The sequence below is a fragment of the Streptomyces sp. NPDC048392 genome (assembly GCF_043200575.1).
Taxonomy (GTDB): Bacteria; Actinomycetota; Actinomycetes; order Streptomycetales; family Streptomycetaceae; genus Streptomyces.
Map to the genome: position 1 here is coordinate 1 of NZ_JBICYB010000022.1, position 15,722 is coordinate 15,722.

The following is a 15,722-nucleotide window of genomic DNA, read 5'->3' on the forward strand; positions in this document are numbered from 1 at the left end:
CCTCCGCGTCCCCGGGCGCCCAGGAGTCCACACCGGCGGACGCGTCCGACACCGCCGAAGTCTACCGCCCGCCGGCCCCGGACCCCACCCGGCCCCCGGGCCCCGGCCCCGCCCCCCCCCCGGGCGGCCCCCCCCCCCCCCGGCGGGGCCCCCCCCCCCCCCACTGTTCTCTGGTGACTTGCGGGATCAGAAGGCGCCGCGCGTCGGCAGTGGCCTGCCGTACCAGAGTTCGATGAGGCGGGCCGCGATCGAGATGCCGTAGGGCGGCAGCACCTCGCCGGACTCGAAGGCGGCGCCCAGCTCGTCGCGGGAGAACCAGCGGGCCTCGTGGATCTCGTCGCCGTCGACGTTGATGTCGGTCGAGGTGGCGCGGGCCATGAAGCCCAGCATCAGGCTGGACGGGAAGGGCCAGGGCTGGCTGGCGACGTACTCGACCGGACCGACGGTGACACCGGCCTCCTCCTGCACCTCGCGGCGCACCGACTGCTCGATGGACTCACCGGGTTCCACGAAGCCGGCGAGGGTGGAGAAGCGGCCCTCGGGCCAGTGCATCTGGCGGCCGAGCAGGATCCGGTCCTCGCTGTCCGTGACCGCCATGATCACCGCGGGGTCGGTGCGCGGGTAGTGCTCGGCGCCGCAGGCGGGGCAACGGCGGATGTGGCCGGCCGCTGCGATGACGGTGCGCTCGCCGCAGCGGGAGCAGAACCGGTGCAGGCGCTGCCAGTTCTCCAGGGCCACCGCGTGGGCCATGAGACCTGCGTCGCGTGGCGACAGGAGCAGGCCGGCCTCCCGCAGGCCCGCCGGGCGCGCGGACTGGTCCATGCGGCCGGGCAGTGAGTCCTTCTGGAGGGCGAAGTAGCTGACCCCCTCCTCGTCGGTGCCCAGGAAGTAGCGGTGTGCCTCGGTGAGCGGGGCCTCGAAGGAGGGGGTCATGACGATCTCGGTGCGCCCGTCGGGCGTCTCGTCGATGAGGACCTGGCCGCCGGAGACCACGAAGCAGCGCGTCGAGGGGTGACTCCACGCCGCCGCGAGCCAGGCCTCGTCGAGGCGGTGGTGGGCGGCGCGGTCGATGCCGCCCGGGGCGGTGAGCGAGACGGGACGGTCGGCGGTGTGGTCGGTCCAGGTGGTCACGGGTGCTTCCAACTCCCCCGGTGAGCGGTTCGGTTCGGCAGGCGGGTTCAGCGGTTCGTACGGCGGGTGGTGACCGGGTTCGGGAGGGGCTCGGCGGCGCGGACCGGCCATTTCCAGTGTGCCGCGCGCGATGCCCGTCGGGCCCCGGACCCCGTGCGGTGGGCTCAGGGCGCGTGACGCCAGTGCTCCGCCAGGTCGCTCCAGAGGTGGGCGGAGGTTTCGGCACCCTTGAGCAGCAGATCCAGTTCCACCTTCTCGTCGGGGGCGTGCCAGCCGTCGGACGGGACGGAGATGCCGAGGAACAGCACCGGAGCGCCGAGGACCTCCTGCAGGTCGGCGGCCGGCCCGGAGCCGCCCTCGCGGGTGAAGCGGACCGGTCTTCCGAAGGCCCGGCCCATCGCGCGGACCACGGATTGCAGCGCCGGGTGGTCCAGCGGCGTCAGGCAGGGACGGGTGGCCGAACCGAAGTCGGTCTCGCAGCGGATGCCCGGGGGCACCTGTTCGGCGACCCAGGCACGGACGGCCTTCTCCACGTGGTCCGGGTCCTGGCCCGCGACCAGGCGGAAGGAGAGCTTCACCATGGCGGACGACGGGACGACCGTCTTGCTGCCTGGTCCCTGGTAGCCGCCGCCGATGCCGTTGACCTCGGCGGTCGGGCGGGCCCAGACGCGCTCTAGGGTGGTGTGTCCGGTTTCACCGTGGGCGGCGTACGACTTGGCCGTGCGCAGCCACTGCCGCTCGTCGAAGGGCAGCTCGGCGAAGAGCTCGCGTTCGTGGCCGGTGAGTTCGATCACGCCGTCGTAGAAGCCGGGGATCGCCACGCGCGCGTGCTCGTCGTGCAGGGCGGCCACGAGGCGGGCGAGGGCGGTCGCCGGGTTGGGGACCGCGCCGCCGAAGGATCCGGAGTGGATGTCCTGGTCGGGTCCGTGCAGCCGGATCTCGCACTCGGCGAGGCCGCGCATGCCGGTGCAGACCGTGGGGGTGTCCTCGGACCACATGCCGGTGTCGGAGACGATCACCGCGTCGGCGGAGAGCCGCTCGGCGCGCTCCTCGACGAGGGCGCGGAAGTGCGGGGAGCCGGATTCCTCCTCGCCCTCGATCAGCAGCTTGAGATGCACCGCGGGGGCGGTACGGCCGGTGGCGGCGAGATGGGCGCGGACGCCGAGCGTGTGGAAGAACACCTGCCCCTTGTCGTCGGCCGCCCCGCGCGCGTAGAGACGGTTGTCGCGGACGACGGGCTCGAAGGGCTCGCTGTTCCAGCCGTCCTCGCGGGCGGCGGGCTGTACGTCGTGGTGGCCGTAGACGAGGACCGTCGGCGCCTGCGGGTCTTGGGCGGGCCACTCGGCGAAGACCGCGGGGGCGCCCGGGGTCGGCCAGACCTCCGCGGTCGGGAAACCGGTCTCGTTCAGCTTGGCGGCGAGCCAGTCGGCGCTGCGGCGCACATCGGTGGCGTGGTCGGGCTGGGCCGACACGGACGGGATGCGCAGCCAGTCGGCGAGGTCGTCGAGGAAGGCGGCGCGGTGCTGCTCGATGTACGTGCGGACAGCGCTGACAGCATTGTCAACGGGGTGGCTCATGCCCACGAGCCTATCGGCCCGCACGGACACCCCGATCGTGCGGTTCGTCACCGACCTGCTCGGCCAGCAGCAGCTTCTCCAGCGCCGCGCGGTCCGGCAGCCCCTTGGGCCGTACGACCTCGCCGGTGCGTACGTACAGGAAGGCGGCCGTCACCGAGGCCGGTGGTACGTGCTGCTGCTCGGCCCAGGCAATGCGGTAGAGCGCCAGCTGAAGGGGGTCCGCCGTGGCGGCGCGGTTCGTCTTCCAGTCGACGATCTCGTACGTCGCCGTCCGCCCGTCGCCCTCCTTGTACACCGCGTCGATGCGGCCGCGGACGACCCGGCCGGCGAGCGAGAGCTGGAACGGCGCCTCGACGCGGAACGGGGTGCGGCGGGCGTATTCGGTGCGCTCGAAGGCGTCCTTCAAGAACTCCAGATCGTGTTCGTCGGCGATCTCGGCGTCGCTGCCGGGCAGGTCGTCCGGTTCCAGCAGGGGCAGCGTCAGCGGTTCGAAGCGGGCCTCCACCCAGGCGTGGAAGCGGGTGCCGCGGCGGGCGGCGGGCTGGGGCGGGCGGGGCATGGGCCGGGCCAGCTCCTGTGCGAAGCCGTCCGGGTCGGCGGCCAGGCTCAGCAACTGGGAGGCGGTCAGCGACGCGGGAAGAGGCACGTCGGTGACGCTCTCGCGGGCACGCAGGAGTTCGCCGGTGAGCGCGTCGAGGTCGCGGTCCCAGGAGGCGACGGTACGGGCCTCCTCCGGCGTGAGACGGGCGGGGCCGGCGCCACGAGGCTGTTCGGGGGGCGTCGCCTGGTGCGGGACCGTGGGGCTGTTCGGCGGGACGACGGGGCTGTCCTGGGGGCCGGCGGGCCGGGCCGTGGTCCAGGAGTCCCAGTCGGCGGGGTCCCCGGTCCGGTCGGGATCCGCTGTCTCCGCGAGTGCCTCCTCGCCCTCGGGGGGCGGCGGCCAGTCCGGGTCGTCGTAGGTGTCGGGGATGGCGGGGAGGCCGCCTGCCTGGGAGGCGAGGCCGTCCAGGTGGGCGAGGACCGTCTCGGCGGCGGCCCGGCGCCGGGCGAGTGCCGCCTCGTCCAGGGGCAGGGGCCAGACCTCGTCGACGGCCGCCCGGTGCAGGGCCGGGTTCTCCTCGTCCTCGGCGGGTTCGTCGGCCCAGGCCTCGATCTCGCCGTTTCCGGCGGCGCAGTGCTCGTACAGCGCCGTGAGGAAGTCGGACGGTCCGCGGGGTTTCTTCTGGCTGGGGCCCCACCAGTGGCCGGAGCCGAGGAGGAGGGAGCGGGGGCGGGTGAAGGTGACGTAGCCGAGGCGGAGCTCCTCGGTGTGCTGGTGGTCCTTCATGGCCTCGTGGAAGGCCTTCAGTCCCCGGGAGTCCCAGGAGTCGACGTCGGGCAGGGTCTCGGCGTCGCCGCGCAGGCCGTGCGGCAGCACCTTGCCCTGGGCGGTCCACTTCTCGCGGCCCTGGCCGCTGGGAAAGGCGCCGGTGACCAGGCCGGGCACGGCGACGACGTCCCACTCCAGGCCCTTGGACTTGTGCGCGGTGAGCACCTTCACGGTGTTCTCCCCGCCGGGCAGCGCGTTGTCGAGGCCCTTCTCGTACTGGGCGGCGGTGCGCAGGAAGCCCAGGAAGGCGAGCAGCGTGGCCTCGTCGTCGCCCGCGGCGAAGGACGCGGCGACGTCGAGGAAGTTCGACAGGGTCTCGCGGCGGCGGGCCGCCAGTGCGTGCGGGGACGCCGACAGCTCGACCTCCAGGCCGGTGACGGCGAGGACTCGGTGCAGGACGTCCATGAGCGGGTCGGACAGGGCCCGGCGCAGCTCGCGCAGTTCGGTGGCCAGCCGCGCGAACCGTACGCGCGCGTCCGGTGAGAAGGGCAGCCCGTCGTCGTCCCCGGTGCCGTCCAGCGGCGTTTCCAGGAAGGTGTCGAGGGCGTCCGCCAGCGATATCACCTCGGACGGGTCGACTCCCTCCACGGCCTCGGCGAGCCTTCGGTCGGGGTCGTCGTCGCCGTCCACGCGCGCGTGGCTCACCAGCAGCCGGGCGCGGCGGCCCAGGAGGGCGAGGTCGCGCGGTCCGATGCGCCAGCGCGGGCCGGAGAGCAGTCGGACCAGGGAGGCGTTGGCGCCCGGGTCCTGGAGGACCTCGCAGACGGCGACCAGGTCGGCCACCTCGGGAAGGTGCAGCAGCCCGGAGAGGCCGACGACCTCGACGGGGACGTCGCGGGCCACCAGCGCGCCCTGGATCTCGGCGAAGTCGGTCGCGGTGCGGCACAGGACGGCGATCTCACCGGGCGCCTTGCCGGTGCGCACGAGGTGGGCGACGGAGTCGGCGATCCAGTCGATCTCCTCGGCGTGGCTGCGCAGCAGGGCGCAGCGGACCGTGCCGTCGCGTTCGGCGCCCGGGGCGGGCCGCAGGGCCTCCACGCCCGCGTGCAGGGCGCGCAGGGGCTCGGCGAGGCCGTTGGCGAGGTCGAGGAGGCGGCCGCCGCTGCGGCGGTTCTCGCTGAGCGCCTGACGGGCGGCGGGGCGGCCGTCCGCGTGGGCGAAGTGTTCCGGGAAGTCGTCGAGGTTGGCGACGGAGGCGCCGCGCCAGCCGTAGATCGCCTGGCAGGGGTCGCCCACCGCGGTCACCGGGTGGCCGGTGCCGCCGCCGAACAGGCCCGCCAGGAGGATGCGCTGGGCCACCGACGTGTCCTGGTACTCGTCGAGCAGCACGACCCGGAACTCGTCGCGCAGGACACGGCCCACCTCGGGGAGTCCGGCGAGCTGCGCGGACAGGGCGATCTGGTCGCCGAAGTCGAGCAGGTCCCGTCGGCGTTTGGCGGCCCGGTAGCGGATCACCAGGTCGGCCAGTTCACGGCGCGCGGCGGCTGCCTCGGGAACCTTGCGCAGATCCGCGTTGCTGAGCCGGACGCCCGTCAGAGCGCCCAGCAGGTCGGCGTCCCAGGTGCGCAGGTCCTCGGGGCGTACGAGGTGCTCGGCGAGTTCGGCGTCTAGGGCGAGGAGGTCGCTGACCAGGTCGGCGAAGGACCGGGTGAGTGCCGGGTAGGGGCCGGGAGCCTCGCGCAGGACCCTCGCGGCGAGCTGGTAGCGGGTGGCGTCGGCGAGCAGACGGGAGGTCGGCTCCAGCCCGAGGCGCAGACCGTGGTCGGTCAGGAGGCGGCCCGCGAAGGCGTGGTACGTCGAGATCGCCGGCTCGCCTGGCGGCTGGTCCGGGTCGATCACGTCCGGGTCGGTCACGCCGGCTCTGATCAGGGCCTTGCGGACGCGTTCGGCGAGTTCGCCGGCCGCCTTGTTGGTGAAGGTGAGGCCGAGGACCTGTTCCGGGGCCACCTGGCCGGTGCCGACCAGCCACACCACGCGTGCCGCCATCACCGTGGTCTTGCCCGATCCGGCTCCGGCCACGATCACCTGGGGCGCGGGGGGAGCGACGATGCAGGCCGTCTGCTCCGGAGTGAAGGGGATGCCGAGGAGCTCCTTGAGCTGCTCGGGATCGGTGATGTGGGCGGGCACGTCAAAGAGGCTAGCGGCGGCCGCTGACAGCGGGTGCCGGATCTCGCTGGGGGCCGGGGGAGTCGCAGGTCAGACTGTGTGGTGCGACTTGTCACACCGGCCCCTCGGCTCGGCTTGTCACCGGTCTGGCCTCCGGTACCGGTCTACGGCACCGGTCTACGGCACCGGTCTACGGCGCCGGTCCCGCTGCCGGTCTACGGTCGCGTCCCCGGGCTGCGGTCGTGTCCCTGGGCCCCGGCTCCGGCCCTGGGCCCCCGCTCCGGTGTCTCACTCCACGACGTGCCGTCCCTCGGGCCGCGCGCTGCACGACGCGCGGAAGGCGCAGTGGGTGCAGTGCTGGCCAGCGGCGGGGGTGAACCGCTCGTCGAGGACCTTGCCGGCGGCCGTGGCCAGCAGGTCGCCGACCCACTCCCGCGCCGTGCCCTCCTGCGTCTCCTGTGCCTGCACCTTGGGCAGGGTCTCGCCGCCGTCCCGCTTGGGCGCGCCCTGGCGCAGGTGGACGAGTTCGGCGCCGCCCGGTTCGGGCCGTACGCCGTCGAAGGCCTCGTCGACGGCGCCCTCTCGGACGGCGAGCTGGTACACGGCGAGCTGGGGGTGGCGGGCCACCTCCGAGGATGTGGGCGCGTGTTTGCCGGTCTTGAAGTCGACGACGTAGGCGCGGCCGTCGCCGTCGGCCTCCACGCGGTCCATCTGACCGCGGATGCGCACCTCGTAGTCGCCCGCCTCCAGGGTCACGTCGAAGTCGTGCTCGCTGGCCACCGGGGTGCGCCCGGCCCGGTCCATGACGTGCCACTTCAGGAAGCGTTCGAGCGCCACGCGCGCGTTGGCCTTCTCCTGCGCCGACTTCCACGGCGCGTCGAAGGCGAGCGCGTTCCACACGGAGTCCAGGCGCTCCATGAGGACGGTGAGGTCGGCCGGGGTGTGCCCGGAGGCCACCTCGTCGGCGAGCACGTGCACCACGTTGCCGAAGCCCTGGGCAGCGGTCGCGGGCGCGTCGGCCTTCACCTCACGGCCCAGGAACCACTGCAGGGCGCAGGTGTTGGCCAGCTGGTCCAGAGCGCTGCCGGAGAGCGTGACGGGCTGGTCGCGGTCGCGCAGCGGCACCTTGCTCTCGGTCGGGTCCCACATGCCCCACCAGCGGTAGGGGTGGGCGGACGGCACCAAGGGACGGCCGTCCTCGTCGGCGAGGGCGGCGAGGCGGGCCAGGCGGCGCGCTGCGGCATCCCTCAGGGGTTCGGAGACGCGGGGATCGACGGTGGTGGCGCGCAGTTCGGCGACGAGCGCCGCGACGGCGAGGGGCCGGCGCGGACGGCCGGTGACGTCTGCGGGTTCGACACCTAGCTCGGTCAAGAACCGGGAGGGTTGGTCCCCGTCGTCGGCCGGTGCCTTCACCGCGGTCACGACGAGCCGTTCACGCGCTCGCGTGGCGGCCACGTAGAACAGGCGGCGTTCCTCGGCGAGCAGTGCTCCGGGGGTGAGTGGTTCGGCGAGTCCGTCGCGGCCGATCCGGTCGGCCTCCAGCAGGGATCCACGGCGGCGCAGATCAGGCCACAGGCCCTCCTGAACGCCCGCGACGACGACCAGCCGCCACTCCAGCCCCTTGGCGCGGTGCGCGGTCATCAGGCGAACGGCGGCGGGGCGTACGGCACGCCGTGTGAGGGTGTCGGCCGCGATGTCCTCGGCGTCGATCTCCTCCAGAAAGTTCAGGGCGCCCCGGCCGCCGGTGCGCTCCTCCGCGCGGGCGGCCGTCGCGAACAGCGCGCACACGGCGTCCAGGTCTCGGTCGGCGTTGCGTCCGGCCGCGCCGCCGCGCCGGGCGGAGCGTTCCAGACGGGTGGGCCACGGAGTGCCGTTCCACAGGTCCCACAGCGCCTCCTCGGCGCTGCCGCCCCCGGCCAGTCGCTCACGGGCCTTGCGCAGCAGCGCGCCGAGGCGCTGGGCACCGCGCGCGTACGCGGGGTCGTGCACGGCGAGCCGCTCCGGCTCGGCCAGCGCCCGCGCCAGCAGTTCGTCCGAGGGCGGCGGCAGTGGAATGCCGGCGGCACGCTGCTCGTCGCGGAGGGCGCGACCGAGGCGGCGCAGGTCCGCGGCGTCCATCCCGGCGAGGGGCGAGGTGAGCAGGGTGAGGGCGGTCTCGGTGGGAAGCCAGCACGGGGCGTCCGCGCGACGGGGGCGCTCACCGCGCGCGGACTTCGCCACCTTCGCGTCGGCGGCGGCTTCGGCGGCGGCTTCGGCGGCGGCTTCGGCGGCCTCGGCGGCTTCGGCTTCCGCTTCGGTATTGGCGGCGGCTTCGGTATCGGATGCTGGCGTGGGCGCGGGCACCGGTACGGGTGCCGCGCTCGGCGATGCCTCGGGGGTGGCCTTCACGGCCGGGCCTGCGTCGACTCCGGCACCGGCACCGGCACCGGCGTCGGCTTCAACGTCGGCTTCGGCATCGGCATCGAGTCCGCCACCGCCCACGTCATCGGCCCCGGGGGCGGACTCCGCCTCCGCCAGGCCACCGCCGTCGGCCGCCCGCCGGGCTTCGCCCGCCCCGGGCCGCTCCCCCGCCTCGGCCTCCGCCACGGCTCGCAGTGCCGTCAGCAGGGGTGCCACCGCCGGTTCGTGGCGCAGCGGGAGGTCGTCGCCGTCGATGTCCAGGGGGACGCCGGCCGCGGTGAGGGCACGACGGAGCGTGGGAATGGTGCGCGAGCCGGCGCGCACCAGGACGGCCATGTCGCCCCAGGGGACACCGTCCTCGAGGTGCGCCCGGCGCAGGATGTCGGCGATGTTGTCCAGCTCGGTACCCGAGGTCGGATACGTGTACGCCTCGACCCGCCCCCCGTCCCGCACCGGGGACAGCTCACGGTGGGCACGCACCTTGTCGGCGGGAAGGCGGGTCAGCGGCATGCGCTGGGTCAGCAGCCGGGTGGCGGCCAGCAGGGCGGCCCCGGACCGGCGGGAGGTCCGCAGTACCTCGACCGGCGCGGGACGGCCGTCCACGCGCGGGAAGGCGGTCGGGAAGTCCAGGATGCCGTTCACATCGGCGCCCCGGAAGGTGTAGATCGACTGGTCGGGGTCGCCGAAGGCGACGAGGGTGCGTCCGCCGTCCGCCAGGGCGTGCAGCAGCCGCACCTGGGCCGGGTCGGTGTCCTGGTACTCGTCGACGTACACGGCGTCGTACTGGGAGCTGAGGCGCGCGGCGACCTCGGGACGGCGGGCGAGGAGCACCGCGCGGTGGACCAGTTCCGCGTAGTCGAGCACTCCCTGGAGGTCGAGCACGTCGAGGTACTCGGCGAGGAAGACGGCGGCGGCGCGCCAGTCCGGACGGCCGATGCGCCGGGCGAAGGCCCCCAGGGCGTCCGGGCCGAGTCCCAGTTCGCGGCTGCGGGCGAGCACCGCGCGGACCTCGTCGGCGAAGCCGCGGGTGGTCAGGCAGGCACGCAGCTCGTCGGGCCAGCGGACGTGGGCGAGCCCGAGTCGCTCCAGGTCCACCTGTCCGGCGAGCAGCTCGCGCACCGTTACATCCTGCTCGGGGCCGGACAGCAGCCGCAGGGGCTCCACGAACAGGTCGCTGTCCTGGTGGGCGCGGACCAGGGCGTAACCGAAGGAGTGAAAGGTCGTCGCCCGGGGGGCACGCGCGGCGCCCATGCGCAGCGCCATCCTGTCGCGCAGCTCGACGGCCGCTTTGCGACTGAAGGTGAGCACCAGGATGCGTTCGGGGTCGCCGCCCCGGGCGATCCGGTCCGCCACCGACTCGACCAGTGTGGTGGTCTTGCCGGTGCCCGGCCCCGCCAGGACGAGCAGCGGTCCGGCCCGGTGGTCAACCACGGCGCGCTGTGTGGCGTCCAGACGAGGGGGGTCCATGCGTGCCGGCGGGGTGCGCACCAGTCGGTAGGCGCCACGGCTCCCCCGTCGCCCCTGGGGGTGCGACGGGTGCCCGGTGGAGGAGGAGGAGCTCACGTGGTTCGCCGGTCCTGGTGGGTGTGCTGGTGTGCCGTCCGCGCCGCGGTCGGGGCGGTGGCCGCGGGATGAGGGGGACGCGTGCGGCCGACGCTACGCCGAGGGAAGCGGCGGAAGCAGCGCTTCCTCTTCTCCCCTCGGGTCACTCACGGCACGAGTGCCCCCCGCCCCACGAACGTACGTCATGCCAGGGTGGTGCCCGAAGCGTCCCTTTTGACTCGTACGGATCACAGGCCGCACAGCGGCCGGTCGGATGGCGGAAGCTGTCAGGTGTGACCCTGTGCGCGTCCGTCGCCGTCCCACCGCGCCCGCTTCAGGTCGAGGCGCGGCAGGTGCCCCTCGGCGGCTCTGCTCGCCTCCTTCAGAGGCGTGCCCTCCTCCCGGTAGCGGTCGAGCGCCTCCAGTTCGTGTCCCGCGAGCAGGGCTCCGTCCGCGCGGACGACACGCCACCAGGGGACACCACCGCCGTAGAGGGACATCACCCGGCCGACCTGACGTGGTCCCCCCTCCTCCAGGTACTCGGCGACGTCCCCGTACGTCATGACGCGGCCCGGCGGGATCAGTTCGGTCACATCGAGGACCCGCTCGGCGTACTCGGGCAGCGCGTCCGCGTTCTCCGGGCGGACGCCGCCCGGAAGGCTCTGCTCGCTCATCCGCCCCATCCTGCCGCACCCCACCGACATCGCGACGCGCTCCCGCCGGTGCGCGTCCCTCGCCCGGAAGCGGCCCTTCGGGCAGACTGTGCGGCCCGCACGGGCACCCTGATGCCTGCCGAGACCGACGCGGCATGCCACCATCGTGCGGGCGGTGACCAGTGATACGAGAGCAAGAAGAGGCGATGGAGCAGCAGGGTGCGCACCCCGAGGACGCCGAGGGCACCTCTGACTCCTCGTCGCGCCCGGACACCGCCGACGGGGACGAGGGGAAGGCCGGCGGGCGGGTAGCCGCAGGCGGAGGGGCGACGGCCGCCGACCCCGACGACGTGGCGCACATCGACGAGGTGGAGGGCGACGAACCGCTGCTCCCCGCGCGCGTGCACCGTCCCTCCGACCTGATGCGCCTCCTGGTGGGCGTACTCGCCGTCGCCGTGCTCCTCGCCGTCGCCGCCTTCGCGCACGGCACCACCTCGGGCCTCGAACAGGACATCAACAAGGGCACGGGGCAAGCACCCGACCTGCTCATCAAGATCGCGGGCCTGGCCTCCAGCATCGCGATCCTCCTGGTGCCGGTCGCCTTCGCGATCGAGCGGCTGATCAAACGGGACGGGCTGCGGATCGCCGACGGCGTGCTGGCGGCGGTGCTCGCGCACGGGGTGACCCTCGCCACCGACCTGTGGGTCGCCAAGGCCGCACCCGGTTCCATCCAGGAGGCGCTCACCCAGCCGTCGCCGGCCAACGTCCACGCGCTGACCGACCCCGTCCACGGCTACCTGGCGCCGGTCATCGCGTACATGACGGCCGTCGGCATGTCCCGCAGGCCCCGCTGGCGCGCGGTGCTGTGGATCGTGCTGCTCCTCGACGCCTTCTCGATGCTCGTCACCGGTTACACGACTCCGTTCTCGATCATCCTCACCGTCCTCATCGGCTGGACCGTGGCCTACGGCACGCTGTACGCGGTCGGCTCCCCCAACGTCCGCCCCACCGGCCGGACACTGATGGCGGGCCTGCGGCACGTCGGCTTCCGCCCGGTGACGGCCGCCAGGCAGGAGGCTCCGTCGGACAGCGTGGAGACCGGGGACCGCGGACGCCGTTATTTCGTGACGCTGGAGGACGGCCGGCCGCTCGACGTGACGGTGGTGGACCGGGAGCAGCAGGCGCAGGGCTTCTTCTACCGCGCGTGGCGCAACCTGACGCTGCGCGGCTTCGCGACCCGCAGCAGCCTGCCCTCGTTGCGGCAGGCCCTGGAGCAGGAGGCGCTGCTCGCCTACGCGGCGATCGCGGCCGGCGCCAACGCCCCCAAGCTGATCGCGACGTCGGAGCTGGGCCCCGACGCCGTCATGCTCGTCTACGAGCACACCGGCGGGCGCTCCCTGGACTCGCTGGAGGACGAGGAGATCACCGACGACCTGCTGCGCGACACCTGGGAGCAGGTGCGGGCTCTGCAGTCCCGCCGCATCGCGCACCGCAGGCTGGTGGGCGACGCGGTCCTGGTGGATCGTTCCGGCACGGTGATCCTCACCGACCTGCGCATCGGCGAGATCGCCGCCGGCGACCTGTTGCTGCGCATGGACATCTCCCAGCTTCTGGTGACGCTCGGCCTGCGGGTGGGCGCCGAACGCGCGGTCGCCTCGGCGGTGGACGCACTCGGCCCCGACGCGGTGGCGGACTGCCTGCCCATGCTCCAGCCCATCGCGCTCAGCCGCTCCACCCGCGCCACCCTGCGCAGACTGGCCCGGGAACGAGCCCAGCGCGAGCGCGATGCGGCCGTGGAGTCGTCGCGGCTGGCCAAACCGGCCCGCGCGGAGGCGGTCGGCGGCGACGACACGAGCCCCGCCCCCGAGCACACCGATAAACCCGCGAAAGCCGGCAAACCGGACAAGAAAACCGTGCGTGCCGAGCAACGTGCCGAGAAAAGGGCTGTGGACGAGGCGCTGGAGTGGGCGCGCGAGGAGGATCTGCTCACCCAGATCCGCCACGCGGTGCTGCGCATCAGGCCGCAGGCTCCCGTCGAGCCGGCCCGTCTGGAGAGGGTGCGGCCGCGCACGCTGATCAGCTTCATGGCCGGCGCGATCGGCGCCTACTTCCTGCTGACGCAGCTCACCCACATCGAGTTCGGCCCTCTGATCGCGAACGCCCAGTGGGGCTGGGTGGCGGCGGCCGTGCTGTTCTCGGCGGCGAGCTACATCGCGGCGGCCATGTCCCTGCTGGGCTTCGTACCCGAAAGAGTGCCGTTCCTGCGGACCGTGGCCGCGCAGGTCGCGGGATCGTTCGTGAAGATCGTCGCCCCCGCGGCGGTCGGCGGCGTCGCCCTGAACACCCGCTTCCTGCAGCGTGCGGGCGTGCGCCCGGGGCTCGCGGTGGCGAGTGTCGGCGCGTCCCAGCTGTTCGGGCTCGGCTGTCACATTCTGATGCTGCTGTCCTTCGGCTATCTGACCGGCACCGAGAAGACGCCGTCGCTGTCGCCGTCCCGGACGGTCATCGCGGGTCTGCTGACCGTGGCGGTGCTCGTGCTCGTGGTGACGTCGGTGCCGTTCCTGCGCAAATTCGTCGTCACGCGCGTGCGGTCGCTTTTCGCCGGGGTCGTGCCGCGCATGCTGGACGTGCTGCAGCGACCGCAGAAACTCGTCACCGGCATCGGCGGCATGCTCCTGCTCACCGCCTGTTTCGTGATGTGCCTGGACGCCTCGATCCGCGCCTTCGGCGACGAGTCGACGTCGATCAGTCTGGCGAGCGTCGCGGTCGTCTTCCTCGCCGGCAACGCCCTGGGCTCCGCCGCGCCGACGCCGGGCGGTGTGGGCGCGGTGGAGGCGACGCTGACGGTCGGGCTGATCGCCGTCGGCCTCCCCAAGGAGGTCGCCGCGCCCGCGGTACTGCTGTACCGGCTGCTCACCCTGTGGCTTCCGGTCCTGCCGGGCTGGCTGGTCTTCAACCACCTGACGCGGAAAGAGGCACTGTAGGGGCCTCACACCCGCACCTCAGGGTCGGGCCCGTACGGCCCAGGGGTCAGTCCGTATGGCCCGGGGGGTCAGGTCCGTACTGCCCGGGGTCGATCCGTACTGCCCGTACCGCCTCCTGGCCCGTACCGTCCCGGGCCAGGAGGCGGCCGCCGGCGCACCGGCAGGGGCCGTCCCTCGTACGGCCCCTGCCCCGAGCGCGCCGTCCGGCACGACCGCACGATGGACGCATGCCGAATCACTCCCGGCTGTGCGCCGCCGCCCTAGCCACCACCGCCGTCACGCTGTCCGTCCTGCTGGCGGCCTGCGGCGGCGGACCCCATGAGGACGACGAGGACCTGACGGACCAGAGGCTCGGCTGGAAGGACTGCCCGGCACCCTCCGAGGCCGAGGGAGGCGGCGCCGCCCCTTCCCCGCTGCCGGACGGTGACGAGTGGCAGTGCGCCACCATGAAGGCGCCGCTCGACTGGGACGACCCCAAGGGCGACACGATCGGCCTCGCGCTGATCCGGGCCGAGGCCAGCGGCCAGGCGGACCGGCGGATCGGCTCGCTCGTCTTCAACTTCGGCGGACCCGGCGGATCGGGCGTCACCACACTGCCCGCGTTCGGGCAGGACTACGCGAAACTACGCACCCGCTACGACCTGGTCAGCTTCGATCCGCGCGGGGTCGGCCGCAGCGACCCCGTGGAGTGCCTGAACGACAAGCAGCTCGACGCCTACTTCCAGCAGGACGCGACCCCCGACAACCGGGCCGAGCGGACGGCGCTGGTGAACAACACGGAGAAGTTCAACGCGGCCTGCGAGAAGCACTCGGAGGAGACCCTGCCGCACGTGCGCACCACCGACGCGGCCCGCGACATGGACCTGATGCGCCAGGTCCTCGGCGACGCGAAGCTGCACTACTTCGGCATCTCCTACGGCACCGAACTCGGCGGGGTCTACGCCCACCTGTTCCCCGAACACGTGGGCCGTGCCGTCTTCGACGCGGTGGTCGACCCGACACAGACCGCGGAACAGGGCTCGCTCGGCCAGGCCAAGGGTTTCCAGCTGGCGCTCGACAACTTCGCCGAGGACTGTGTGTCGAAGGTCGAGGACTGCCCCGTCGGGGACACGGCCGAGGACGTCAAGGCACGCATCGCACGGCTGCTGAAGGAGCTCGACCGCGAACCGATCCCCGGCATCTTCCCCCGCGACCTCACCGAGACAGCCGCGACCGGCGGCATCGCGCAGGCGCTGTACTCGAAGGACTTCTGGGAGTACCTCACCGAGGGCCTGGAGCAGGCGTACAAGGGCGACGGGCGGGTCCTCATGGCACTGTCGGACGCGCTGAACGGGCGCAACGAGAACGGCGAGTACAGCAACATCACCGCGGCCAACGTCGCCATCAACTGTGCCGACGACAAACCGCGGTACGACCCCGCCTATGTCGAACGCAAGCTGCCCGAGTTCCGGGACGCCTCCGCACTGTTCGGCGACTACCTCGCCTGGTCCTTGCTCAGCTGCACGGACTGGCCGGTCTCCGGTGCCGCCGGCCATCCGGACGTCAGCGCGCCCGGTGCACCGCCGATCCTGGTGATCGGCAACACCGGCGACCCCGCGACACCGTACGAGGGTGCCGGGAAGATGGTGGCTGCGCTCGGCGAGGGCGTCGGTGTGGAACTGACCTACAAGGGTCAGGGGCACGGTGCCTACGACAGCAAGAACAAGTGCGTGCAGGACGCGGTGCACGGCTATCTGCTGGACGGCAGGGCACCGGCTGCCGGAACCGTCTGCTCCTGACGCGACCCGCCGCCTGACGAATCCCGGAAACAGCCCCCGGGGCGGGCTGCGGACGGCACCAAAAGTTGAGTGAGTTTGCAGGTCACAGCGTTATCCACAGGGGTCGGCGGGCGCTGCCGGATCCACCTACCATGGCATGAACGCCATCCGCCGCACGGCGCGGACGGCTTGCCAGGGGGGAG

The 15,722-nt window shown here is 73.2% G+C and carries 7 protein-coding genes; 2 read left to right on the forward strand and 5 right to left on the reverse strand.

The window, feature by feature from the left end; all coding sequences use genetic code 11:
* Nucleotides 1–186: 186 nt before the first annotated feature.
* The 5 genes from nudC to ACGFYH_RS25530 form a co-directional block, all read right to left on the reverse strand.
* Nucleotides 187–1,131, reverse strand: coding sequence for an NAD(+) diphosphatase (gene nudC, locus ACGFYH_RS25510; protein WP_393805492.1), 945 nt, complete (start codon nt 1,129–1,131; stop codon nt 187–189).
* Between the two features lie 164 nt (nt 1,132–1,295).
* Nucleotides 1,296–2,708 (reverse strand): dipeptidase, encoded by a 1,413-nt coding sequence (locus ACGFYH_RS25515; RefSeq protein WP_393805493.1) that lies wholly within the window; start codon nt 2,706–2,708, stop codon nt 1,296–1,298.
* 10 nt (nt 2,709–2,718) lie between these two features.
* Entirely contained in the window at nt 2,719–6,204 is a 3,486-nt protein-coding gene (locus tag ACGFYH_RS25520) for a UvrD-helicase domain-containing protein (RefSeq protein ID WP_393805494.1), read from the reverse strand.
* A gap of 267 nt (nt 6,205–6,471) precedes the next feature.
* A complete protein-coding gene (locus ACGFYH_RS25525) occupies nt 6,472–10,050 on the reverse strand; it encodes an ATP-dependent helicase (protein ID WP_393805495.1) in 3,579 nt (1,192 codons plus the stop codon).
* 362 nt (nt 10,051–10,412) lie between these two features.
* Complete coding sequence (locus tag ACGFYH_RS25530) at nt 10,413–10,799, reverse strand: MGMT family protein (protein WP_393805496.1); 387 nt, start codon at nt 10,797–10,799, stop codon at nt 10,413–10,415.
* 185 nt (nt 10,800–10,984) lie between these two features.
* Here ACGFYH_RS25530 and ACGFYH_RS25535 point away from each other — a divergent pair, with 185 nt between their 5' ends.
* Both ACGFYH_RS25535 and ACGFYH_RS25540 read left to right on the forward strand, forming a co-directional pair.
* Nucleotides 10,985–13,762 (forward strand): lysylphosphatidylglycerol synthase domain-containing protein, encoded by a 2,778-nt coding sequence (locus ACGFYH_RS25535; protein ID WP_393805497.1) that lies wholly within the window; start codon nt 10,985–10,987, stop codon nt 13,760–13,762.
* A 227-nt stretch (nt 13,763–13,989) separates the two neighbouring features.
* Nucleotides 13,990–15,540, forward strand: coding sequence for an alpha/beta hydrolase (locus ACGFYH_RS25540; protein ID WP_393805498.1), 1,551 nt, complete (start codon nt 13,990–13,992; stop codon nt 15,538–15,540).
* The last annotated feature ends 182 nt before the right edge of the window (nt 15,541–15,722 follow it).